This window comes from Arthrobacter ruber (assembly GCF_002954225.1).
Taxonomy (GTDB): domain Bacteria; phylum Actinomycetota; class Actinomycetes; order Actinomycetales; family Micrococcaceae; genus Arthrobacter_D; species Arthrobacter_D ruber.
In genome coordinates, this window is the sequence record NZ_PPTH01000015.1 from 381,424 (window position 1) to 404,614 (window position 23,191).

Genomic DNA, 23,191 nt, shown 5'->3' on the forward strand with positions numbered 1-23,191 from the left:
CGGCGCAAGGCGGTTTCGCCCCGCGAGAATACGCTGGAACGCCGTCGGTGGGCCGCCGTAGAATCGAACGACATTCACTGAAGGAGAACATGACCGAGAATCACGGACATCCCACCGGGGCCGACATGGGCCCGGAGGAGATCCAAGCCGTCATCGACCGGATCCTCGCCAGCGACGAAGCTGCCGCGGCGAAGGCGAAAAACGGGACGACACCGGAGAAGACCACCGCACCGATCGAGAAGACCTGGCGCTCCCGTGCGCTCGCGCTGTCGAGCGAGGACGAGCCCGCCGACGCCGACGGGGACCAGCAGGACCTGGCGGAACGCCGTGCGCTCCGCCGCGTGGCGGGTCTTTCCACCGAACTCGAGGACGTCACCGAGGTCGAGTACCGGCAGCTGAGGCTGGAGCGGGTGGTCCTCGCCGGCCTCTGGAGCGAAGGGACCGCGCTGGACGCCGAGAACTCGCTGCAGGAACTCGCCGCCCTCGCGGAGACTGCCGGATCGGAGGTGCTGGACGGCATCGTGCAGCGCCGCCTGAAGCCGGACCCCGCCACGTTCCTCGGCTCGGGCAAGGCCCAGGAGCTCAAGAGCATCGTCCAGGCGACCGGCGCCGACACCGTGATCGTCGACAGCGAGCTCTCCCCGTCGCAGCGCCGCGGCCTGGAGGACATCGTCAAGGTGAAGGTCATCGACCGCACCGCCCTGATCCTCGACATCTTCGCCCAGCACGCCCAGAGCCGCGAGGGCAAGGCCCAGGTCGAGCTGGCGCAGCTCGAGTACCTGCTGCCCCGCCTGCGTGGCTGGGGCGAGTCGATGTCCCGCCAGGCCGGTGGCCAGGTCGGCAGCGCGAGCGCCGGCATGGGCTCCCGCGGTCCCGGTGAGACGAAGATCGAACTCGACCGCCGCAAGATCCGCACGAGGATGGCGAAGCTGCGCCGCGAGATCGCAGGCATGAAGCCGGCGCGGGAGACCAAGCGGTCCAACCGCAAGCGGAACCAGGTACCCTCCGTCGCCATCGCCGGCTACACGAACGCCGGGAAGTCGTCCCTGTTGAACCGGCTCACGGACGCCGGGGTCCTCGTCGAGAACGCCCTGTTCGCGACGCTCGATCCGACGGTGCGCCGGGCTGAGACCCCGGACGGCATCGGCTACACGCTCGCCGACACCGTCGGGTTCGTCCGGTCGCTGCCCACCCAGCTGGTCGAAGCATTCCGCTCGACGCTGGAGGAGGTCGCGGACGCGGACCTGATCCTGCACGTCGTCGACGTCTCGCACCCGGACCCGGAGGGCCAGCTCGCCGCGGTCCGCACCGTCCTGACCGAGGTCGATGCCCGCAAGGTGCCCGAGATCGTGGTCTTCAACAAGGCCGACGCCGCCGACCCGTTCGTCATCGAGCGGCTGCGGCAGCGCGAGCCGCGCTCCGTCGTCGTCTCCGCGCGCACCGGTGCCGGCATGACGGAACTGAAGCAGCTCATCAGCACGAACATCCCGCGTCCCGGCGTGAAGCTGGACCTGCTGGTGCCCTACGAGCGCGGCGAGGTCCTCAGCCGCCTGCACCAGGAGGACGTGGAGATCCTCGGCCTCGAGCATGTCGACGAGGGCACCCGCCTCGAGGTGATGGTCCGCGAGGGACTGGCAGCCGATCTGGAGCCGTACCTCCGGCATGGGTGACAGCACCCGATCCGGCGCCGTCGTCGCGGCGTTGGACCCGGCGCGCCACTCCGCCGAAGCCCGTCAGGCACTGGAACTGCTCGACGCCGCCGTGGCGGCCATGGGCGGCGAGACGCGCGCCGGCCAGCACGAGATGGTGCGGCAGGTCAGCGAGGCCCTCCGCTCGGGCGACCACCTGCTGGTCCAGGCCGGCACCGGCACGGGGAAGTCCCTGGCGTACCTGGTCCCCCTGATCGCCCACGCCATGGACAGTGACCGCCCGTCCGTGGTCTCGACGGCGACGCTCGCCCTCCAGGCCCAGATCGTGGGCCGTGACCTGCCACGCCTCCTCGATGCCGTGAAACCCGCTCTCGCGCGCCCCGTCGACGTCGCGCTCCTCAAGGGCCGTTCCAACTATGTGTGCCTGCACAAGACCGGCGGAGGCTTCCCCGAGGAGGACGCCCCCGACGCCCTCTTCAGCCTCGGCGAGGACGCAGCACCGCACCCCTCCCCGGCCCTCGGCGGGGGAGGCCCCGCGTCGGCACTCGGCAGGGAGGTGGTCCGGCTGCGCGAGTGGGCGGAGGACACGGACACGGGCGACCGCGACGACCTCGTCCCCGGTGTCAGCGACCGCGCGTGGCGGCAGGTGTCGGTCTCCAGCATGGAGTGCCTGGGCGCCGCCCGCTGCCCGATGGCCCAGGAGTGCTTCAGCGAGAAGGCGCGCGCCGCTGCCGCGGACGCTGACATCATCATCACGAACCACGCGATGCTCGCCATCAGCGCGTTCGAGGGGCTGGCCGTCCTGCCCGAGTACGACGTCGTCGTGATCGACGAGGCGCACGAACTCCACGACCGCGTGACCGGGGCGGTCTCCGGACAGCTCTCCGCCTCCATGGTGAGCGCCGCCGCGACCGCCCTCCGCCGCCACGCCTCGATCGGCACCGCAGCCCTCGACACCGCGGCGTCCGCCTTCGAGGCGGCCTCCGAACTCGTGCCCTCCGGGCTCCTGCCGGGCGGCCTCCCCGACGACCTCGAGGAATCCCTCGCGCAGGTCCGGGACGCCGCACGCGCCGCGCTCTCCGACACGAAGACGGACGGCAAGTCGGAGGCCGACGTCGACGGCGGGCGGCAGGTTGCACGCTCCCGCGTCACCCTGGTGTTCGACCTCGCCGAGCGGATCCTCGCGGCCGCAGACCTCGATGAGGTGGTCTGGGCGTCCCGGCCGAGCACCTTCACGCCCGGATCCGGCTACGCGCAGCCGGACGAGAGTGCGCCCGCGACGCTGAACGTGGCGCCGCTCTCGGTGGCGGCGCGCCTGCGGGAGGGCCTCTTCGAGGACCACACCGTGGTGCTCACCTCCGCGACGCTCGCGATCGGTGCCGAGTTCGGACCCGTCGCGGGATCGCTGGGCCTCAGCGGCCCCGGGGCGCCGGCCTGGACCGGCGTCGACGTCGGCAGCCCGTTCGACTACCCGCGGCAGGGCGTGCTGTACGTGGCGAAGGACCTGCCGAAGCCCGAACGCGGCACGTCCGACGCGCAGCTGGCAGAACTGCTGACCCTGCTCCGGGCATCCCGCGGGGGAGCCCTGGGACTCTTCTCCTCCAAGCGGGCCGCCGAGGAGGCGGCGGAGGCGCTGCGCCCCCAGGTCGACTTCGAGATCCTCTGCCAGGGCGAGTCCTCCCTCAACGCCCTGGTCACGCAGTTCGCCGACGAGCCGGACACCTGCCTGTTCGGCACCATGTCCCTCTGGCAGGGCGTGGATGTGCCGGGCGCCTCGTGCCGCCTGGTGGTGATCGACCGCATCCCGTTCCCGCGGCCGGACGATCCGCTCATGACGGCGCGGACACGGGCCGTGGCCCGCAACGGCGGCAATGGCTTCATGAGTGTCTCCGCGACGCATGCCGCGATCCGCCTCGCACAGGGCGCCGGCCGCCTGATCCGGTCGGGAGGCGATCGGGGCGTCGTCGCGGTCCTCGACAGCCGCCTCGCGACGGCCCGCTACGGCGGGTTCCTCCGGGCCGCGCTACCGCCCTTCTGGGCGACCACGGACAGGGCCACCGTCACCGGGATCCTGGAGCGGCTCTCCGCCCGCTGACGGCCCGGCCCGGCCCCGGCAGGTCCGGGCACCCAACCACGAGGGGCGCCACAGTCACCGGACTGCGGCGCCCCTCGGGCGGAGAGCGGGGCGCCTACAGTGCGCGCATCACCGAGACGACCTTGCCCATGATGCTGGCGTGGTCGCCGAGGATGGGCTCGTAGCGCGTGTTCTGGGGCAGCAGCCACGTGTGTCCGTCCCGCTGACGGAACGTCTTCACCGTGGCCTCGTCATCGAGCAGCGCTGCGACGATGTCTCCGTTCTGGGCGCTCTGCTGCTTGCGGACCACCACCCAGTCGCCGTCGCAGATGGCGGCGTCGACCATCGAGTCGCCGGAGACCCTGAGCATGAACAGGTCGCCGTGGCCCACGAGCTGTCGGGGCAGGGGCATGACGTCCTCGACCACCTGATCGGCGAGGATCGGGCCACCAGCGGCGATACGGCCGACCAGCGGGACCAGCGCGGTGTCCACCGCGACCCGGTGCTCCGCCGAGGTCTTCCGCTCCGGCGACCCGTCGGGACCCGCTGGCGCCTCGGCGGGCAGCGTCAGCGGCAGCAGGACCTCCATGGCGCGGGGGCGCTTGGGGTCGCGCCGGAGATAGCCGAGCCGTTCGAGCTGGGACAGCTGATGCGTCACGCTCGACAGGCTCGCCAGACCCACGGTGTCACCGATCTCCCGCATGGACGGCGGGTAGCCCTTGTCCGCGATCGAGCGCTGGATCGTCTCGAGGATGGTCAGCTGACGTGCGGTCAGTCCCTTGGACACCGAGCGGCCCCGCGGGCGGCCCCGGCCCGCGGTGATCGGAACGGCGTCGCCGGGGACGCCGGCGATGTTCGATTCCTGCCGGACTGCCGGTGTTGGTTCCGCCACTGTTCTGCCTTTCGCCTGGGACCGCAGATCCCGTGGAGCCCACCACCGGCATTCCGCTGCGGCGGAATCCATTGTGTCGGTGGCGGGTGATTGTCTGAGGTACATCGACGGCCTGCCTGCCGCTCAGCAGCGGCAGAGGCCGGTGATGCCCTGTCCTGATCACGCTAGGGCAGGCCTGCACGCTTTTCAAACATATGTTCGAGCGAGTCTCGACAACGGTCGTCGGTCAGTGCTAGAACTGAGTTCGAGTTAATTAGAACATCCGTTCGAAACGGGCGTCCAGCCCGGAACGGCTATTCGAAGGAAAAGAGGCTTGGCAATGGCTGAAGCACGAGTTCTGCAGGGCAGCACGGCGCTGTGGACGCTGACACCCGGCCGCCCGGAAGTGCCCTTCCGCGCGGTCCCCGCGGGTCGCATCCGGCCGACGCGGCTCCGTACCTCCACGCAGCGGAGTACGGAGCGGATCGCCAGCCCGGTCGCAGGGCGGCTCGAGGAGCGGAACCCGGAGCGTCCCCTCACCCTGACGCGCCGCGGACGGCTGCTGCTGGTCGGTCTGCCCATCGCGCTGGGCGTGGCGGCGCTTATCCTCCTCGGCGCCTTCCTCACCTCCCAGGCGCAGGCGGGCGAGTCCCTGCCGGAATCGTCCGCGACCGTCGAGGTCAGCGTCGCGGCGGGGGAGTCACTGTGGGACCTCGCGCTGCGCCACGCCCCCGATCGCGATCCCCGGGACGTCGTGGCAGAGATGGTCGAGCTCAACAACCTCCGCGGCTCGGTGGTCCAGGCCGGGCAGAGCATCGCGGTACCCGTCGGGGGATAGCACCGAAGGCGAGGTCCCCGGCCGGAGCCCCGACCGGATGGTCCCATCGGACCGACCGAATCGAGCGCGATTACCGGCGGAAGGGGGCATCCCTTAAACTTGTCGAGTGCCTTCCTCCGTCGACGCCCTAGCGAACCTGCCCCTGCGCGATGACCTCGTGGGCCTGCACCCGTACGGGGCCCCGCAGCTGGACGTGCCGATCCTGCTCAATGTCAACGAGAACACGCACGGCGTGCCGGCTGACGTGCATGCCGCCATCGTCGACGCCGTCGCGGAGGCCACGCAGGGCCTGAACCGGTATCCGGACCGCGAGTTCACCGAGCTCCGCAAGAACCTGGCGGACTACCTCGGCCATGGCCTCACCCCGGACCAGCTGTGGGCGGCCAACGGATCGAACGAGGTGCTGCAGCAGGTGCTGCAGGCGTTCGGCGGGCCCGGACGGACGGCGCTCGGGTTCCCTCCCACCTACTCCATGTACCCGCTGCTGGCCAGCGGCACCGGGACGCGCTACGTGACGGCGGAGCGCGGGGCCGCGTACGCCATGACGCCGGAGAGCACAGCCCGCGCGGTGCGCGAGTCCGGGTCGAACATCGTGTTCCTGTGCTCGCCGAACAACCCCACCGGGACCGCGCTCGGCCTCGACGTCATCGAGGCCGCCTATGAGGCCGGCGAGGCCGCCCGCGCTGTCATCATCGTCGACGAGGCCTACGGGGAATTCGCGCAGAAGGGGACGCCGAGCGCGCTGACCCTGCTGCCGGGGCGCCCGCGCCTGCTCGTCTCCCGCACCATGAGCAAGGCCTTCGCCCTCGCGGGCGCGAGGATCGGCTACCTCGCGGCAGCCCCGGAGGTCGCCGACGCGCTCCGGCTGGTGCGCCTGCCGTACCACCTGTCCGCGATCACCCAGGCGGCCGCCAATGCGGCGCTGACGCACGCGGAGACCCTGCTCTCGAACGTCGAGGCCATCAAGGTGCAGCGGGACCGCATCGTGCGCGAACTCGTGCGGCTGGGGCTCCGCCCTGCGCCGTCGGACTCCAACTTCGTCTTCTTCTCGGGCCTCGAGGACCCGCACCGTGTCTGGGAGGGGCTCCTGGAAGCAGGTGTCCTCATCCGGGACGTCGGGATCCCGGGGTCCCTGCGCGTGACCGCGGGAACAGAAGAGGAGACCACGGTGTTCCTCTCGGCGTTGGAGAAGTTGCTGTAGCCCCCGAGGACCGAGCCGCGCCGCCGTCGCATCTCCTAGACTTGAGGGGCAGTGGACGCACACGGCCCGTCGCCGTGCACCACCTCCCGCCACCAGACGAATGTCGATCCGCGCGCCGATGACCGGCAGCGCACCGAAGGAATGCAATGACAGTTGATGCCGCCCGCGGCCGCACCGCTCGGATCGAGCGCGTCACGAGCGAGTCCAGCGTCCTCGTCGAGCTGGACCTCGACGGTACCGGGGTGTCCTCGATCGACACCACCGTCCCCTTCTACGACCACATGCTCACAGCGCTGTCGAAGCACTCGCTGATCGACCTGACCATCAGGTCCTCGGGCGACACGCACATCGACGTCCACCACACCGTCGAGGACACCGCCATCGCGATCGGCGAGGCGCTCCGGAGCGCCCTCGGGACCAAGGCCGGCATCCGGCGCTTCGGCGAGGCCACGGTGCCGCTCGACGAGGCCCTGGCCAACGCCGTCGTCGACATCTCGGGTCGCCCGTTCCTCGTGCACGGCGGGGAGCCGGCGGGCCAGGAGTACCACCTGATCGGCGGCCACTTCACCGGATCGCTCACGCGCCACGTGTTCGAGGCCCTGGCCCTGCACGCTGGGATCTGCCTCCACGTCACCGTCCTCGCCGGCCGCGACCCGCACCACATCGTCGAGGCCCAGTTCAAGGCACTGGCCCGTGCCCTGCGTGCAGCGGTGGAGCCCGATCCGCGCGTCGAGGGCATCCCGTCCACGAAGGGGACGCTATGAGTGCGCGCACCGTCACGGTGCTCGACTACGGCTCGGGCAACGTCCGCTCCGTCGTCCGCGCCCTGGAGCACGTCGGCGCCGACGTCGTGCTGAGCGCAGAGCCCGACGACGTCCTCAACGCCGACGGCCTGCTCGTGCCCGGTGTCGGCGCGTTCGCCGCCGTCATGAAGGGGCTCAAGGACGTCGACGCCCTCCGTATGATCGGCAGGCGCGTGGCCGGCGGCAGGCCCGTCCTCGGGATCTGCGTCGGACTGCAGGTGCTCTTCGACGAGGGCGTGGAGCACGGCGTCCGCACCCCCGGCATGGGTGAATGGCCCGGTACGGTGGAGCGGCTCCAGGCCGACGTCGTGCCGCACATGGGCTGGAACACCGTCCAGGCGCCCGAGGACACCGTCCTGTTCGACGGCATCGGGGACGAGCGCTTCTACTTCGTGCACTCCTACGGCGTCCAGGACTGGCGTTTCGACGTCACCCAGCCGGCCATGAAGCCCCCGCAGGTCACCTGGGCCGAGCACGGTACCCCCTTCATCGCGGCCGTCGAGAACGGGCCGCTCAGCGCCACGCAGTTCCACCCCGAGAAATCGGGCGACGCCGGCGCGCAGCTGCTGCGGAACTGGATCGAGGGGATGCGGTGAGGCCGTGCTGAGCCTCGTGCTCATGGGCGCCGCCGGTGTCCTCATCGGAGGTGCCTTCTCCCTGCGCAGCCAGGACTTCCCCCGCTGGGTCTGGATCGCCTTCCTCGTGCTGGCGGGACTCTCGCTCCTGGCCGCCTACCTGTTCACGCTTCCCGGCGACTAGCCGCCACACCCGACCGACCGACCGACCCGCTCGACCGACCAGGCCCGACAGCCCGTACGAAAGCAGACCATGAGCCCCTTCGCCGAATCGCCCACGCTCGAACTCCTCCCCGCCGTCGACGTCGCCGACGGCCAGGCCGTGCGCCTGGTGCAGGGCGAGGCCGGCAGCGAGACCGGGTACGGCGACCCGCTCGACGCCGCGCTCGCATGGCAGGAGGCCGGCGCGGAGTGGGTGCACCTCGTGGACCTGGACGCCGCCTTCGGCCGGGGCTCCAACCGGGACCTGCTCGAGCGCGTGGTCCGCCACCTCGACATCAAGGTCGAACTCTCCGGAGGCATCCGGGACGACGCGACACTCGACGCAGCCCTCGAGCTCGGCGCCACGCGCGTCAACCTCGGCACGGCTGCGCTCGAGAACCCCGAGTGGACCGAACTGGCCATCGCCCGGTACGGCGACGCCGTCGCCGTCGGGCTCGACGTCCGCGGCACCACCCTCGCCGCGCGCGGCTGGACGGAGGACGGCGGTGACCTCTGGGAAGTCCTGCAGCGCCTCGAGGACGCGGGCTGCGCACGCTACGTGGTCACGGACGTGACGAAGGACGGAACCCTCAGGGGCCCGAACATCGCGCTGCTCCAGGAGGTCCTCGCGAAGACCACGCGACCGGTCGTGGCGTCGGGCGGGATCTCGAGCCTCGACGACATCGCGGCGCTCCGCGAACTCGTGCCCTCCGGCCTCGAGGGCGCGATCGTCGGCAAGGCACTCTACGCGGGAGCGTTCACCCTGCCGCAGGCCCTCGACGTGGCGGGACTGCCCGCCACGGACGCGTGACCGGACGGCAGCTTCCCGCGCACATCGCGGCGGCCCTCGCGGGCAACACCGCCGACTCCGCCGGGCAGGCGTGGGCGGGCCGCGACCTGTCCGGGCCGGACAACCCCCTGCATGCGTTCGACGACGACGACGGCACAGCCGAGCCCGCACTGGCTGCCGCCGTCGCCGGGCTGCTCGGTGCTCCCGACCGATCGGTGGATCAGCCGGGCCCCCGCGAGAGGGCCGTGTTCACCGCCCTCACGACCGCGCGGGTCTTCATCCCCATCGTCGCCCGGCTCGCGCAGCCGGGGGAGGGGGTCTCCGGTGTGCAGTCCGACAAGGAAGCGGAGATGGCACTCGTCACGCTCACCGCGCCGGACGGGCGCAGGGCCCTGCCGGTCTTCTCGTCCACCCGCGCCCTCGAGCGCTGGCACCCGGACGCCCGCCCCGTCGCGGCGTACGCGGCACGCGCCGCCCTCGCCGCCGCGGCGGAGGACGCCGAGCTGATGGTGCTGGACCCGGGCGCGGACCTGACCGTCGTGGTCCGCCGTCCCGCCGTGTGGGCCCTCGCCCGACAGATCCGGTGGACGCCGTCCTACGAGGACCCCGCACTGGCTGCGCTGGTGGAGACGGCGGCGCGCGGGGAGCAGGACGTGCTCGCAGTAGCCCTGCGACCCGCCGCAGGCGTCCTCACGCGCACGGCCGACGGTACTATTGCCTCCGGTGGGGGTCCCGGTCCGGAGCTGCGCATGGACCTGCAGCTCCGCGGAGGGTTGTCGCCGCAGGAGGTACGCGATGCCGTCGCGTCCTTCCGCGGGAAGCTCCTGGGCCTCACCGACTTCGTGGAACGCGTCGACTCGCTCGACATCAAACTGACCCGCTGACGGATCCGTCGGCCAGGAAAGACACACACGTGAACTTCGCCGTCTACCGTGATCTGCTGCGCATCCGCTCCGTCCGGACCCTGCTGATCGTCGGGATGATCGCCCGCTTCCCCCACTCGGCGGCGGGCGTGCTCCTGACCCTGCACGTGGTGCAGACCCTCGATCGCGGCTATGCGGAGGCGGGGGCCGTGGCCGCCGTCGTCACCATCGGTATCGCCGTCGGTGCCCCGTGGCGCGGCCGGGGGATCGACGAGGCAGGACTGCGCCGGGCGCTCGTCCCCTCCGTCATCGCGGAGGCGGCCATCTGGTCCGTCGCCCCGCACCTGCCCTACGAGTGGCTGCTCCTCGCCGCCCTCGTCGGCGGGCTCTTCACCCTCCCGGCGTTCTCGGTGATCCGGCAGGCGCTCGGAGTACTGGTCGACGGTGATCGACGGCGCACGGCCTTCACGCTCGACGCCATCTCCACGGAGGTCGTCTTCATGGCCGGGCCGGCCGTGGGCATCGTCCTGGCCACCCAGGTGTCCTCCGTGCTCGGTCTGACCCTCGTGGGCCTCGCCACCGCCGCGGCCGGTGTCTTCCTCATGTGGTTCAACCCGCCGACGCGCTCCGACCAACTGCCCGACGCCGGGACCGTATCGGCAGCCGCACCGGCCGGCGTCGGCGACGCCGCAGCCGACCTCATCGGATCCTCCGACGCGACCCCGGCCGCCGGTGCTTCGATGCTGCGCCGGGGGGTGCGCCGGGCCTTCCCGTGGCTGACCGTGCCGCTCGTCCTGGTCATGGTGACCGCCGCAGGGGCCGGGCTCGCCCTCTCGGGCTCCGAGGTGGGCATCGTGGCGGCCCTCGAACTCGCGGGCAAGGAGGATCAGCTCGGGCTCGTCTTCGTGGCGTGGTGCGCCGCCTCGGTGGTGGGGGGCCTCGTCTACGGTGCCCTGCACCGGCCGGTCCCGCCGTCGCTCCTCCTGCTCGGCATGGCGCTGCTGACGCTGCCCATGGGCCTCGCCGACTCGACGCTGTCGCTGGCGCTGCTCTCGATCCCGCCGGGCCTGCTCTGCGCCCCGGTCCTCTCGGCGGCATCGGAGAAGGTCGCCGATCTGGTGGCCGAGGACAGGAGGGGTGAGGCGATGGGATGGTACGGCTCGGCGCTGACCTCCGGCGTGGCGCTCGGGGCGCCGCTGGCGGGTGTCCTCATCGACCTGACCGGCCCCTGGGGCGGTTTCACGGCCGTGGCCGTGGTCTCGGCGCTGATCGGTGTCGTCGCCTTCCTCGCCCGTCACCTGGGGCGGTCACCGGTCGGGGCCGGGACCGCACACCGGGAGGCAGCCGGCGGGGCTAGTTGACCGGACCCGTGTACTTCTCGCCGGGACCCTTGCCGGGCGGGTCGGGGATGATCGAGGCCTCGCGGAAGGCCAGCTGCAGGGAACGGAGCCCGTCACGCAACGGGCCCGCGTGCTGGGAACCGATCTCGGGTGCCGCGGCGGTCACGAAGCCGGCCAGGGCGGTGATCAGCTTCCGCGCCTCGTCCAGATCCTTGAGCTGCTCCGCGTTCTCCTCGTGGCCGAGGCCGCACTTCACGGCGGCGGCACTCATGAGATGGACGGCGGACGTGACGATCACCTCGACGGCGGCCACCTCCGAGATGTCACGCATCTGCCGTCGGACGTCCTGCTCCGCCTCGGAGGCGCCTGCGGCGTGCTCCTGCTCGTCGGCGAAGCTGCGCCTGGAGGTCGTCGCGGCTCCGGTGTCGGAGGCCTGCTGCGGATTGTCGTGTGGGGTGTCCATACTGGTAAGCTTGGCATAGACCAACCGGTCGCTGGTACTCGTCGTGCTCCCTCAGGGAGTCCGCCGGACCGGGCCGGGACGCAAGCGGAGTCCTCTCCCACCCGCGTTTGCCTGGTGCGGCCCCTCGCCGCATTGCAGGTAGCCGGGTTTCATGGTCGGTCCTGCCGATGATCGTGCAGGGGGCTTAGGCTTCCTCCGACGGTGCAGAACCGGTTACCGAGGCCTCCTGTTGCGCGTGCGATGGGAGGCCTTCTTTCGTCTGCAGGCGGTTTCAGCTTGAGAATCCACAGGAGTGACACATTAGCGAGCCAAGAATCAACGATCGTATCCGCGTTCCCGAGGTGCGGTTGGTCGGACCTGCCGGCGAACAGGTAGGAATCGTCCGTATCGAGGACGCGCTCCGACTTGCCGCCGAATCCGACCTGGATCTTGTCGAGGTAGCACCGCAGGCGAAGCCGCCGGTCGCCAAGCTCATGGATTTTGGTAAGTACAAGTACGAAGCGGCCGTCAAGGCGCGCGAGGCCCGGAAGAACCAGACCAACACGGTCCTGAAGGAGATCCGTTTCCGCCTCAAGATCGACACGCACGACTACGAGACCAAGCGCGGGCACGCGATCCGCTTCCTCGGCGCCGGCGACAAGGTCAAGGCCATGATCCAGTTCCGCGGGCGCGAGCAGCAACGCCCCGAGATGGGCATCCGCCTCCTGCAGAAGTTCGCGGAGGACGTGGCCGAGGTCGGCGTCGTCGAGTCGTCGCCCCGCATCGACGGGCGCAACATGGTCATGGTCATCGGTCCCACCAAGAACAAGGCCGAGGCCAAGGCCGAAGCGCGCCGTGCCACGCAGCGCGCCGAGGCGAAGGCCGCCAACGAGGCTGCAAAGAACGGCGAGGCGCCGCCGCGCGTCGACACCTCGGGCCTGGGCAACGCCCCGCTGACGCAGTCCCTCGCGGACCTGCTGCCCGAGGGCTACTCGATCAGGAGCGCTCCCGAGGCGGAGGCGCCCGAGACCGACGCGCCGACGACGGACGCCCCTCAGGCTCCCGCCCAGGACGCGTCCACCGCGGGGACGACGCAGGCGGTCGAAGCCCCGGTCGCACAGGCGCCGACGGCGGAGCCGGCTCCGGCCCGCACCTCGTCGGCCCCGCGGTCGACGGCGACGCGTGCTGCCGCCGAGCGTCCCGCGACGTCGAGGCCGGCATCGGCCCCGCGCCCGGCGGCATCGCGCCCCACGTCGGCTGCTCCGGCACCCCGGCCTGCATCGGCTGCCCCGGCACCCCGGCCCGCATCGGCTGCCCCGGCGCCGAGGCCGGCCGCAGCGGCGCCGAAGCCGTCCGCGGCAGCCCAGCCCTCGGCCATGCCGAAGCCCGGAGCGCCGAAGCCTTNCCGGCCTGCATCGGCTGCCCCGGCACCCCGGCCCGCATCGGCTGCCCCGGCGCCGAGGCCGGCCGCAGCGGCGCCGAAGCCGTCCGCGGCAGCCCAGCCCTCGGCCATGCCGAAGCCCGGAGCGCCGAAGCCTTCGGCGACCCCCAAGCCCGCCGGCAGGACGGCTCCCAGCAAGAGCCCGACCAGCCGTCCCAAGCCCGGAAGCACGGACTAGGGCCCAGGCCCGGTCCTGACGGGCCCGTTCCACAACCAGCAGGCACCGCCACGGTGCCGACCTCCGGGTGCACCCGCCCCGGCTATCAGAAGGAGATCGGTCCCCATGCCGAAGATGAAGACCCACAGCGGTGCCAAGAAGCGCTTCAAGCTGACCGGAAGCGGAAAGCTGAAGCGCCAGCAGGCCAACCGCCGTCACTACCTCGAGCACAAGTCCTCGACGGTGACGCGCCGCCTCGCGAGCGACCAGATCGTCTCGAAGGCCGACACCAAGACCATCAAGAAGATGCTGGGCGTCTAACCACCTATCCACCCCGGGTAAGCGCACGCACGACAAGTGCGGCGCTGCGGCTGCGGCCGTCACCGAAGAACACGAAGGAGTACACACGTGGCACGTGTGAAGCGGGCAGTCAATGCCCACAAGAAGCGTCGGGTCGTCCTCGAGCGGGCCAAGGGCTACCGCGGACAGCGTTCGCGCCTGTACCGCAAGGCCAAGGAGCAGCTGCTCCACTCGTTCGTCTACAGCTACGGCGACCGCCGCAAGCGCAAGGGCGACTTCCGCCGGCTCTGGATCCAGCGCATCAACGCTGCGTCCCGCGCGAACGGCCTGACCTACAACCGCCTGATCCAGGGCCTGAAGGCCGCCGAGATCCAGGTCGACCGCCGTATGCTCGCCGACCTCGCCGTCACGGACGGTGCCGCCTTCGCCGCACTCGTCCAGATCGCGAAGAACGCCCTGCCGGCCGACACGTCGGCTGCGCTCAAGGCCTCGGTCTAGGCGCATCGGCTGGCGCGGGCCCCCGGGCCCGCCCTCCGGGAGACGATGACTGTGCACGGACGCCCCCAGGCGCCACTGATGACCAACACCCAGGCTGACCGGGTGAAGGAGGTGGCACGCCTGGCCGGGCGTCCGTCGCGTTTAAGGCGCCGGGAGTTCCTCGCCGAGGGGCCTCAGGCTGTCCGCGAGGCGCTGCGCCTGCACCTCGAGCGGCGTGAGGGCGGTGCTGACGGCGTCGTCGTGGACGTCTACGCCACGCTGGAGGCCCTCGGGCGGCACGACGACATCGCCGGCCTCCTCGAGCAGCGGGACGCGCCGGATGTGCGCCGGGTGACCCCCGACGTGCTGGCGGCGATGTCCTCGACGGTCACGCCCCAGGGGTTCGTGGCCGTCTGCCGGTTCATCGACGCCCCGCTGGAGGACGTGCTCGCCCGGGCGCCGCGGCTCGTGGCCGTGCTCGTCGAAGTGAGGGATCCGGGGAACGCCGGGACCATCATCCGGGCCGCCGACTCCGCCGGGGCCGACGCGGTGATCCTCACGGGAGCCAGCGTCGATCCCTACAATCCCAAGACCGTGCGGTCCACCGTGGGATCACTGTTCCACCTGCCGCTCGTGCTCGGCGTGGATCTCGAGGGACTGACGGAACGGCTGGGAACGGCCGGGCTGACGGTGCTCGCGGCCGACGGCTACGGCCCCGTGGACCTCGACGGGTTGCAGGACGCGAGTGCGGCGCGCCGTTTCGGAGCGGCGGGGAGCCAGGGTCAGGACCAGGAGCCGACCGGGCCCGGAACCGCCGCTCGGGTGCGGCTCGAGGACCCGAGTGCGTGGCTCTTCGGCAACGAGGCGCAGGGGCTGCCCGCAGCGCTGACGGCTGCCGCGGATGCGCGCGTGGCCGTCCCGGTGTACGGGAACGCGGAGTCCCTCAACGTCGGCACGGCGGCGACGGTGTGCCTGTACGCCTCGGCCCGCGCGCAGCGACCCGGCTGAACCCCAGTCCTTCCGGCGCAGCGCCTCAGGAGGGGACGGGCATCGACGGGCGCCGCGTCCGCTGCCCGCGGCGCCGGTCCATCCGACCGCTGACGAGGGCGACCGCGAGGCCGAGCACCGCAAGACCGGCCCCCACCAGGGCGGGAGCCGTGAAGCCCCAGCCTGCCGTGATGACGGCGCCCCCCACGGCTGCACCGAGGGCGTTGGCGAGGTTCAGCGAGGAGTGGTTCATCGACGAGGCGAGGGAGGGGGCGCCGGGGGAGACGTCGAGGAGCCGTGCCTGGAGGGGTGGGATGAGCGTGGAACCGCTCGCTCCCACCAGGAACACGAAAAGGCACGCGCTCCACGGCGTGCCGGCCGCCAGCGGGAAGACGAGCAGCACGCAGGTGATGGCGGCCATCGACCCGTAGATGCTTCCCATGATGGACCGGTCCGCCAGCCGTCCGCCCAGGATGTTGCCGACCACCATGCCGACGCCGTACAGGGCGACGACGAACGGCAGCAGGGACGCCCTCACCCCCGCCACCTCGGTCATCACGGGGGCGATGTAGGAGTAGACGGCGAAGAACCCGCCGAACCCCACGATGCCGATGAGCAGCGTCATCCACAGCTGCGGCCGGCGCAGCGCCCCCAGCTCGGCCCTGATGCTCGCGCCGGGCCGCACGGGAACAGCCGGGACGAAGGCCCTGATCAGTACCAGCGTCGCCGCGCCGATCACGCCCACGAGCAGGAACATGGAGCGCCAGCCGAACTGCTGTCCGACCCAGGTGGCGAATGGCACCCCCACGACGTTGGCGATGCTGAGTCCGAGCATCACCATCGAGATGGCCCGCCCGCGTCGGGCAGGATCGGCGAGGGACGCGGCGATGACGGCGGCCACGCCGAAGTAGGCGCCGTGCGGCAGGCCGGACAGGAACCGCGAGACCAGCATCCACCCGAACCCCGACGCGAAGAACGAGGACAGGTTGGCCAGGGTGATGACCAGGGCGAGGACGAGGGCCACGGAACGCTGCGGCCGCTTCGCGCCGAGCGTGGCGAGCACCGGCGCCCCCACGACGACGCCGAGCGCGTAGGCGGAGATCACCTGGCCGCCGCGCTCGTAGTCCACCCCCAGGTCGGCGCGCATCTCCTCGAGCAGGCCCATGATGGTGAACTCGGTGGTCCCGAGTGCGAAGCCTCCCACCGCGAGCGCCCCGATGGCCAGGGCCAGCGGGCGACCCCTGAGCCGCTGGGAGGGTGTCGGGGGCGAAACGGGGGCGGTCATGGGTGTGTCCTTGCGGCGGGGATCGGGAGAGGTCTGTCGCCGCGACACCCGGAGCGGGTGTGCTGGAGGGGACGGCGACGTGGACGCCGTCGTCTCCTTCAAGCGTAGGCGATGCCCACGTCCCGTCGGGAAGCGCAACCGGAGGCGGCGCCGCGGAGGGAATCCTGCATCATCCCCGGCCGTCCTACCGTCATCGGACGACGTCCCGGTCCAGCAGCGGCCCCGGGCCGGCGGCTTCCTCTGCGTGGATAGACTCGGCGGGTGACACGACCCGTAGAGACACCGCTCCGCCAGATCGTCGGGGCGGCCGTCGTCGACTCCCTCCAGCATCCCACCCGGCTCCTCGTGGCCCGCCGGACGGCGCCGCCGCAGTTCGCCGGGATGTGGGAGTTCCCCGGCGGGAAGGTGGAGGCAGGGGAGACCTGCCAGGAGGCGTTGCTGCGCGAACTCGGCGAGGAGCTCGGCATCGAGGCGCGGCTGGGGCCGGAGATCCCCGGCCCGCACCCGCAGGGATGGCCGCTCAGCGCCGCTGCTGCGATGCGCGTGTGGCTGGCCGAATCGTCGGCCGGTGAGGCGGCGCCCCTGCAGGACCACGACGAGGTGCGCTGGGTGTCGCTCGGCCCCGGTGAGGAGCTCGACGCCCTGCCCTGGATCCCGGCCGACAGGCCCATCCTCGTCGCGCTGCGGGCCGTCACGGCCCGCGCGGGTGATCGGACCTAGAACAGCGACGCCTGGACCGGTGCGGCGGCAGCCGGAAGGGTGGCCGGCGCCTGCTGTCCATCGGGCGAGAGATTGCGGAAGAATCCGGCGCCTGCCGTCAGGCCGTGCTTCTTCCTGAACACCCGGATCCTGCCGGAGAGCCAGTCCCGGTACTCCTTGGACGCGTAGCTCCCGCCCCGGTAGAGCCCCTCGTACTTCCCGACCAGGTGCGGGTGGTGGGCCGCGAGCCACTGCATGAACCACTCCCTGGAGCCGGGCCTCAGGTGCAGGGGGCCGGCGCTCACGCCGGTGGCACCGGCTGCCGCGAGCTCGCCGAACAGCCGGTCGAGCGATTCGTCGCCGTCCGTCAGCCAGGGCAGGATCGGCATGGCCATCACCCCGCAGGGCAACCCGGCCTCGCGCAACCGGGAGATGAGGGCCAGGCGTGCCTTCGGCGCCGGGGTGCCGGGCTCGATCGCCTCGGCGAGGACGGGGTCCACGAGGGCGAGCGAGATGCCCATCCCGACGGTGACCGACTGCGCCGCGGCTTTCAGCAGCGGGAGGTCGCGCGCCAGGAGGGTGCCCTTCGTGAGGATGGAGAAGGGTGTGCCCGAGTCCGCGAGCGCGGAGATGATGCCCGGCATGAGCCGGTAGCGCCCCTCGGCCCGCTGGTACGGGTCGGTGTTCGTGCCCAGGGCCACGTGCTCGCGCGCCCACGACGGGCGGCGCAGTTCGCGGGCGAGCACCTCGGCGGCGTTGACCTTCACGACGAGCTGCGCATCGAAGTCGAGACCCGTGTCGAGGTCGAGGTAGCTGTGCGTCTTGCGGGCGAAGCAGTAGACGCACGCGTGGGAGCAGCCCCGGAACGGGTTGATGGTCCAGGAGAACGGCATGGACGAGGTGGGCGGGACCCTGTTGAGGACGGACTTCGCGGTGACCTCATGGAAGGTGATGCCCGCGAACTCGGGCGTCTGCACGCTCCTCAGCAACCCCGCCAGAGGGAGCAGGGCGGGCTTCGCCGGCGCGACCTCGTCCGCCGACATCGTCTGGCTCTCCCACCGCATGCATCCAGTAGAACATGTGTACTAATTCGGCGCCACTCCTGTGGACTGTCCTAGGCTGGGACCATGATCCTGCTGACCGGCTTCGAACCCTTCGGGGGAGAATCGACCAATCCGTCCTGGCTGGCCGCCGAGCACGCGGCGCAGGTGCTCCGGGGGCGGGGGAGGGAGGCGGTGGCCGTGGAACTCCCGTGCGTCTTCGGCCGGAGTGCCGATGTGCTCGAAGCCGCGATCGAGCGGCACCGGCCGGACATCGTCCTGTGCGCGGGGCAGGCCGGCGGGCGTACGAGCATCTCGGTGGAGCGCGTGGCCATCAACGTCGACGACGCCCGTATCCCCGACAACGCGGGACGCCGGCCCGTCGACGAACCCGTGGTCGCCGACGGACCGGCCGCGTACTTCTCCACCCTGCCCATCAAGGCCTGCCATGAGGCGGTGGCCGCCGTCGGTGTCCCCGTCGAGGTCTCGCAGACGGCCGGTACGTACGTCTGCAACCACGTGTTCTACGCGCTCATGCACCTCCTGGCGGACCGGCGCGGGATCCGCGGCGGGTTCGTCCACGTGCCCTACTCGACCGGGCAGGCCGCCGGACACGGTCAACCCGGGCTGGCCGTGGAAGCGATGGCTGCAGCCCTCGTCGTCATCGCGACCACGACGGCGGACACCGCGACGGACGTGCGGATCGCCGCCGGCGCGGAGCACTGACGCGCGCGCCTAGGAGCTGCCGGCGCGCCGCGCGGCGACGGCGGCCCGGACCCCCTCGGCCACCGGTCGGAGGGGCCGCTCGCGGTAGCCGCCGTCGGCCAGTCCGGCTCCGCGCTCGAACACGTTGCGGGACGCCGGGTCACCCGTGCGCAGGAGCGAGTAGGCAGCGGCCGTGAGGTAGGCCGGCAGGAACGGCAGACCGAGGCAGGCGGCGTACTGGCGGGCGTGGCGGGCCTCGTGCTCGAGGAGCCGGGCGAATCCGGCAGGCGCGTCCCGCGGCGCGTGGCCCCGGAGCAGTACCACGCTGCCCACCGTGAAGGCCCTGGCCTTCGGCAGGCGCCGCCGGTAGCCCTCGGCCAGCAGGATGCCGTCCGGGCCGACCGACACCCGGCACCCGGACAGGGCGGCCACCAAGAGGCCGCACGGCGTCGACAGATTGATCCAGTTCAGGAGCGGCACGAGCCTCCGGTTCATGCCGCCATCCTACTGAAGCACGCGTGGCGGGTCAGCAGGACGGGCTCCCTGCTTGCGCGGGCGGTTGCGGCGTCGCCGAGCGGGTCGCCTAGACTTGACACGCCGGTGCGCCCCGCTGCGACCCGGCGTTTTCCTGTCCACGGCACGGCCCGCCCCCATCGGCCGCCCGCCGCACGAGTGCAAGGTGAATCACCGCCATGTCCGAAACCCCAGATCACGCCGCGCCCGACGGCCCCGAGGCCCAGGTCCCCGATCCGCTGGACGCCTCGTCGGTCGCCGCGGCCGTGGACGCCGCGCTCGCCGCCATCGCGGCGGCGGAAGACCTCGACGAACTGAAGGCGGTGCGGATCGCGCACACCGGCGAGAAGTCGCCCCTGAGCCTCGCCAACCGGGGGATCGGGGCCCTGCCCAAGGAGCAGAAGTCCGCCGCCGGCAAGAACATCGGCCCGGCCCGCGGCCGGATCAACCAGGCGCTCGCCGCCAGGACCGCCGAGCTCGAGATCGAGCGCGATGCGCGCATCCTGGTCGAGGAGGCCGTCGACGTCACCGCGGCTCCGCGCCGGCGCCGGACCGGCGCCCGGCACCCGCTGTCCACCCTGCAGGAGCGGGTCAGCGACGTCTTCGTCGGGATGGGATGGGAGATCGCCGAGGGCCCCGAGCTCGAATCCGAGTGGTTCAACTTCGACGCCCTGAACTTCAAGCCCGACCACCCGGCGCGTGAGATGCAGGACACCTTCTTCGCCGAGCCGCCCGAGGCCCACCTCGTGCTGCGCACGCACACCTCGCCCGTCCAGGTCCGCTCCATGCTCGAGCGCGACCTCCCGATCTACGTCCTGTGCCCGGGCAAGGTCTTCCGCACGGACGAGCTCGACGCCACCCACACCCCGGTCTTCCACCAGTTCGAGGGCCTCGCCATCGACAAGGGCCTCACCATGGCCGACCTCGTGGGGACGCTCGAGCACTTCACGCAGCAGCTCTTCGGGGACGACGCGAAGGTCCGCCTGCGCCCCAACTACTTCCCCTTCACGGAACCGAGTGCGGAGCTCGACATCTGGCACCCGGGCGCCAAGGGCGGCCCGCGCTGGATCGAGTGGGGCGGCTGCGGCATGGTCAACCCCAACGTCCTGCGCGCCACGGGGATCGACCCGGAGGTCTACTCCGGCTTCGCCTTCGGCATGGGGATCGAGCGGGCGCTCATGTTCCGCAACGAGGTCAGCGACATGCGGGACATGATCGAGGGCGACGTACGTTTCAGCGAACACTTCGGGATGGAGATCTAGATGAGAATCCCACTGTCCTGGCTGCGCGAGTACGCAGCCGTGCCCGCGGACGCCACCGCGGAAGACGTGATGGCCGAGCTCGTGAAGGTGGGGCTGGAGGAGGAGGACGTCCACCGCCCCACGGACGAACTGACGGGGCCGATCGTGGTGGGCCAGGTTCTCAGCGCCGTCAAGGAGCCGCAGTCCAACGGCAAGACCATCAACTGGTGCCAGGTCCGCGTGGTCCCCGAAGGCGCCGAGCAGACACTCGCCGGGGACGGCATCGACCCGTCCGGAGTGCAGGGCATCGTCTGCGGTGCGCACAACTTCGTCGAGGGTGACAAGGTGGTGGTGACGCTGCCGGGCGCCGTCCTGCCCGGCGACTTCCGCATCAGCCCGCGCAAGACCTACGGGCACGTGTCCGCCGGCATGATCGCGTCCGTCCGGGAACTGGGCATCGGCGACGACCACGACGGCATCCTGGTGCTCTCCACCCTGGGGCTCGACCCTGAGGTCGGCACGGACGCCATGGAGCTGCTCGGCCTGTACGACGAGGCCGCGGAGATCAACGTGACACCGGACCGCGGCTACTGCTTCTCCCTGCGCGGGGTCGCCCGCGAGTACGCCCACGCCACCGGGACGCCGTTCACGGACCCCGCCGCCGGCGTCGTCGTGCCTCCCGCCGTGGGCACCGGCTATCCGGTCCGGCTCGAGGACGCCGCGCCCATCCACGGCACGCCGGGCTGCGACCGGTTCGTGGCGCGCACCGTGCGCGGTGTGGACCCCACCCGGCCCACACCGCCGTGGATGTCCGCGCGCCTGCGCCTGGCGGGGATCCGGTCCATCTCGCTCGTGGTCGACATCTCCAACTACGTGATGCTCGACCTCGGGCAGCCGCTGCACTTCTACGACCTCGACAAGCTCTCGGGCGACATCGTGGTGCGGCGTGCCGTGGAGGGCGAGACGCTGCGCACCCTCGACGACAGGGAGCGCACGCTGGACGCCGAGGACCTGCTGATCACCGACGCCTCGGGTCCGATCGGCATCGCCGGCGTGATGGGCGGCGCGTCCACCGAGGTCTCCGACGCCACGAGCAATGTGCTGATCGAGTCCGCCCACTTCGACGACGTCAGCATCGGGCGCTCGCGGCGCCGCCACCGGCTGCCCTCCGAGGCGTCCCGGCGCTTCGAGCGCGGCGTCGACTGGCACATCGCCGACGTCGCCGCGCAGCGCGCCGTCGAGCTGCTCCTCGAGCTCGCCGGCGGGACCGTCGACGACGCCGCCACCGACGTCGGGCAGGCTCCCGCGCCGCGCGTCATCGAGCTCGCGGCCGACTTCCCGGCCCGCCTGATCGGACGCGACTTCACGGACGAGCAGATTCGTGGCACCCTGACCGATCTCGGAGCCACCGTCGAGCAGACGGACGGAGGCTACCGTGTCACGGCGCCGAGCTGGCGCACGGACCTCGAGACCCGCGAGGACCTGACCGAGGAGGTCATCCGGCTCGTCGGGTACGACACCATCCCGTCCACGCTGCCGGTCGCCCCTCCGGGCCGCGGCCTCACGCGCGTCCAGCAGCAGCGCCGCCGGCTCCTGAACGCCCTCGCGGCCGCAGGACTCACCGAGGTGCTCTCCTACCCCTTCGTCAGCGAACGGTCCAACGCGGTCTTCGGCAGCCCCGAGGCAGGAGCCGCCGTCGGCTCGGTGAAGCTGGCGAATCCGCTCAGCGCCGAACTCGGGTACCTGCGCCGGTCCATCCTCCCGGGTTTGGTCGAGCTCGCGAAGCGGAACCACTCCCGGGGCTTCCGCGACCTCGCCCTGTTCGAATCCGGTGCGGTCTTCCTGCCCGGCGCGTCCGTCGGCACGGAGTCCATCCCGCCACTGGGCATCAGGCCCGACGACGCCGTGCTCGACGCGCTGTACGCCGGGATCCCCGACCAGCCGCTGACCATCGCCGCGCTGCTCACGGGCCACGAGGTCCCGCCGTCGGCCGGTGGCATGCCCCGGTCCTGGGACTGGGCCGACGCCGTCGACCTGGTGCGGCTCATGGCACAGGTGACCGGCGTCGACGTCGTGGTGCGGCAGGGGAGCCACCAGGCCTTCCACCCTGGCCGCACGGCCGAGTTCACGCTGCGCAGCGGCGAGGTGCTGGGGTACGCCGGCGAACTCCACCCGAAGCTCCTCGCTGCGCAGGACCTGCCCGCCCGCACCGTGGCGCTCGAGATCGACGCGGACCTGCTGTTCGACGCCGCCGCGGACGTCATCGTGGCGCGCCCGCTGTCCACGTATCCGCCCGCGACCCAGGATGTCGCACTCGTCGTCGACGCCGGCGTCGTGGCAGGCGAGGTGCTCGAGACCCTGCGCGAGGGGGCCGGAGAACTCCTCGAGGATGTCGGCCTGTTCGACGTGTACACGGGACAGGGCATCGGGGAAGGGCGGAAGTCGCTGGCGTTCGCCCTGCGGTTCCGGGCGCCCGACCGCACCCTGACCGCGGACGAGGCGAGCGCCGCACGCGACGCCGCCGTGGCCCTCGCCGCCGAACGGTTCGGCGCGGTACAGCGCTAGGCACCACCGGGGCACCGGGGGCGGCAGGACTGCCCCCGGTGCCCCGGTCGGATCCCCGCCCGACCGGCGCCCGAGGCGTTGCTCCGTGGGATGTCCGTCATGAGGGCGTCATGTAGCAGGAGATGGGCGACATA

At 71.7% G+C, this 23,191-nt stretch carries 23 protein-coding genes; 18 read left to right on the top strand and 5 right to left on the bottom strand.

Going from position 1 to position 23,191, the window contains the following annotated elements; genetic code table 11:
• Nucleotides 1-89 precede the first annotated feature (89 nt).
• Nucleotides 90-1,670 carry a GTPase HflX gene (hflX, locus tag CI785_RS08300; protein WP_105031586.1) on the top strand — a complete coding sequence of 527 codons (1,581 nt, stop codon included), beginning with the start codon at nucleotides 90-92 and terminating at the stop codon, nucleotides 1,668-1,670.
• Complete coding sequence (locus CI785_RS08305; RefSeq protein ID WP_105031587.1) at nucleotides 1,663-3,744, top strand: ATP-dependent DNA helicase; 2,082 nt, start codon at nucleotides 1,663-1,665, stop codon at nucleotides 3,742-3,744. Before hflX ends, CI785_RS08305 begins: the two co-directional genes overlap by 8 nt.
• A gap of 94 nt (nucleotides 3,745-3,838) precedes the next feature.
• Here CI785_RS08305 and lexA read toward each other — a convergent pair whose 3' ends face one another.
• Entirely contained in the window at nucleotides 3,839-4,546 is a 708-nt protein-coding gene (gene lexA, locus CI785_RS08310; protein WP_420808221.1) for a transcriptional repressor LexA, read from the bottom strand.
• A 382-nt stretch (nucleotides 4,547-4,928) separates the two neighbouring features.
• Between lexA and CI785_RS08315 the strand changes: the two genes are divergently transcribed.
• From CI785_RS08315 to CI785_RS08345, 8 genes are all read left to right on the top strand, one after another.
• On the top strand, nucleotides 4,929-5,432 hold the full coding sequence (locus CI785_RS08315) for a LysM peptidoglycan-binding domain-containing protein (protein WP_420808219.1): 504 nt from the start codon (nucleotides 4,929-4,931) through the stop codon (nucleotides 5,430-5,432).
• Nucleotides 5,433-5,538: 106 nt separating this feature from the next.
• Nucleotides 5,539-6,633, top strand: a complete 1,095-nt coding sequence (locus CI785_RS08320; RefSeq protein ID WP_105031589.1) for a histidinol-phosphate transaminase — start codon at nucleotides 5,539-5,541, stop codon at nucleotides 6,631-6,633.
• Between the two features lie 146 nt (nucleotides 6,634-6,779).
• Complete coding sequence (gene hisB, locus CI785_RS08325; protein ID WP_105031590.1) at nucleotides 6,780-7,397, top strand: imidazoleglycerol-phosphate dehydratase HisB; 618 nt, start codon at nucleotides 6,780-6,782, stop codon at nucleotides 7,395-7,397.
• Complete coding sequence (gene hisH, locus CI785_RS08330; RefSeq protein WP_105031591.1) at nucleotides 7,394-8,032, top strand: imidazole glycerol phosphate synthase subunit HisH; 639 nt, start codon at nucleotides 7,394-7,396, stop codon at nucleotides 8,030-8,032. Before hisB ends, hisH begins: the two co-directional genes overlap by 4 nt.
• 4 nt (nucleotides 8,033-8,036) lie before the next feature.
• Nucleotides 8,037-8,195: a hypothetical protein gene (locus CI785_RS17275; protein ID WP_170068224.1), complete on the top strand. Its 159-nt coding sequence runs from the start codon at nucleotides 8,037-8,039 to the stop codon at nucleotides 8,193-8,195.
• Between the two features lie 69 nt (nucleotides 8,196-8,264).
• Nucleotides 8,265-9,023 (top strand): bifunctional 1-(5-phosphoribosyl)-5-((5-phosphoribosylamino)methylideneamino)imidazole-4-carboxamide isomerase/phosphoribosylanthranilate isomerase PriA, encoded by a 759-nt coding sequence (priA, locus tag CI785_RS08335; protein WP_105031592.1) that lies wholly within the window; start codon nucleotides 8,265-8,267, stop codon nucleotides 9,021-9,023.
• A complete protein-coding gene (locus CI785_RS08340; RefSeq protein ID WP_105031593.1) occupies nucleotides 9,020-9,886 on the top strand; it encodes an SseB family protein in 867 nt (288 codons plus the stop codon). Before priA ends, CI785_RS08340 begins: the two co-directional genes overlap by 4 nt.
• Nucleotides 9,887-9,915: 29 nt before the next feature.
• A complete protein-coding gene (locus CI785_RS08345; protein ID WP_105031594.1) occupies nucleotides 9,916-11,226 on the top strand; it encodes an MFS transporter in 1,311 nt (436 codons plus the stop codon).
• Here the strand turns inward: CI785_RS08345 and CI785_RS08350 are convergent.
• On the bottom strand, nucleotides 11,219-11,668 hold the full coding sequence (locus tag CI785_RS08350; protein ID WP_105031595.1) for a DUF1844 domain-containing protein: 450 nt from the start codon (nucleotides 11,666-11,668) through the stop codon (nucleotides 11,219-11,221). The two genes, CI785_RS08345 and CI785_RS08350, sit on opposite strands and share 8 nt — an antisense overlap.
• A 341-nt stretch (nucleotides 11,669-12,009) precedes the next feature.
• Here CI785_RS08350 and infC point away from each other — a divergent pair, with 341 nt between their 5' ends.
• From infC to CI785_RS08370, 4 genes are all read left to right on the top strand, one after another.
• Nucleotides 12,010-13,266, top strand: coding sequence for a translation initiation factor IF-3 (gene infC / locus CI785_RS08355; RefSeq protein WP_240615077.1), 1,257 nt, complete (start codon nucleotides 12,010-12,012; stop codon nucleotides 13,264-13,266).
• A gap of 105 nt (nucleotides 13,267-13,371) precedes the next feature.
• Complete coding sequence (gene rpmI, locus CI785_RS08360; protein ID WP_105031597.1) at nucleotides 13,372-13,566, top strand: 50S ribosomal protein L35; 195 nt, start codon at nucleotides 13,372-13,374, stop codon at nucleotides 13,564-13,566.
• An 87-nt stretch (nucleotides 13,567-13,653) separates the two neighbouring features.
• A complete protein-coding gene (gene rplT / locus CI785_RS08365) occupies nucleotides 13,654-14,043 on the top strand; it encodes a 50S ribosomal protein L20 (protein WP_105031598.1) in 390 nt (129 codons plus the stop codon).
• A 45-nt stretch (nucleotides 14,044-14,088) separates the two neighbouring features.
• Nucleotides 14,089-15,030: a TrmH family RNA methyltransferase gene (locus CI785_RS08370; RefSeq protein ID WP_105031599.1), complete on the top strand. Its 942-nt coding sequence runs from the start codon at nucleotides 14,089-14,091 to the stop codon at nucleotides 15,028-15,030.
• A gap of 25 nt (nucleotides 15,031-15,055) precedes the next feature.
• Here the strand turns inward: CI785_RS08370 and CI785_RS08375 are convergent, their stop codons facing one another.
• Nucleotides 15,056-16,294 (bottom strand): MFS transporter, encoded by a 1,239-nt coding sequence (locus tag CI785_RS08375; RefSeq protein WP_105031600.1) that lies wholly within the window; start codon nucleotides 16,292-16,294, stop codon nucleotides 15,056-15,058.
• Nucleotides 16,295-16,555: 261 nt separating this feature from the next.
• Here CI785_RS08375 and CI785_RS08380 point away from each other — a divergent pair, with 261 nt between their 5' ends.
• The gene (locus CI785_RS08380; RefSeq protein WP_276308014.1) at nucleotides 16,556-17,014 is read left to right on the top strand and encodes a (deoxy)nucleoside triphosphate pyrophosphohydrolase; all 459 of its coding nucleotides are present in this window, start codon (nucleotides 16,556-16,558) and stop codon (nucleotides 17,012-17,014) included.
• Here CI785_RS08380 and CI785_RS08385 read toward each other — a convergent pair.
• Entirely contained in the window at nucleotides 17,011-18,057 is a 1,047-nt protein-coding gene (locus CI785_RS08385) for an Rv2578c family radical SAM protein (protein ID WP_105031601.1), read from the bottom strand. The two genes, CI785_RS08380 and CI785_RS08385, sit on opposite strands and share 4 nt — an antisense overlap.
• 63 nt (nucleotides 18,058-18,120) lie before the next feature.
• Between CI785_RS08385 and pcp the strand changes: the two genes are divergently transcribed.
• Nucleotides 18,121-18,759 carry a pyroglutamyl-peptidase I gene (gene pcp, locus CI785_RS08390; RefSeq protein ID WP_105031602.1) on the top strand — a complete coding sequence of 213 codons (639 nt, stop codon included), beginning with the start codon at nucleotides 18,121-18,123 and terminating at the stop codon, nucleotides 18,757-18,759.
• A gap of 9 nt (nucleotides 18,760-18,768) precedes the next feature.
• Here pcp and CI785_RS08395 read toward each other — a convergent pair whose 3' ends face one another.
• Entirely contained in the window at nucleotides 18,769-19,233 is a 465-nt protein-coding gene (locus CI785_RS08395; protein ID WP_105031603.1) for an eCIS core domain-containing protein, read from the bottom strand.
• Between the two features lie 197 nt (nucleotides 19,234-19,430).
• On the opposite strand from CI785_RS08395, the gene pheS reads away from it, so the two are divergent.
• Together pheS and pheT are read left to right on the top strand one after the other, a co-directional pair.
• Nucleotides 19,431-20,513, top strand: a complete 1,083-nt coding sequence (pheS, locus tag CI785_RS08400; protein ID WP_105031604.1) for a phenylalanine--tRNA ligase subunit alpha — start codon at nucleotides 19,431-19,433, stop codon at nucleotides 20,511-20,513.
• Nucleotides 20,514-23,057, top strand: coding sequence for a phenylalanine--tRNA ligase subunit beta (gene pheT, locus CI785_RS08405; protein ID WP_105031605.1), 2,544 nt, complete (start codon nucleotides 20,514-20,516; stop codon nucleotides 23,055-23,057).
• Nucleotides 23,058-23,191: the final 134 nt, after the last annotated feature.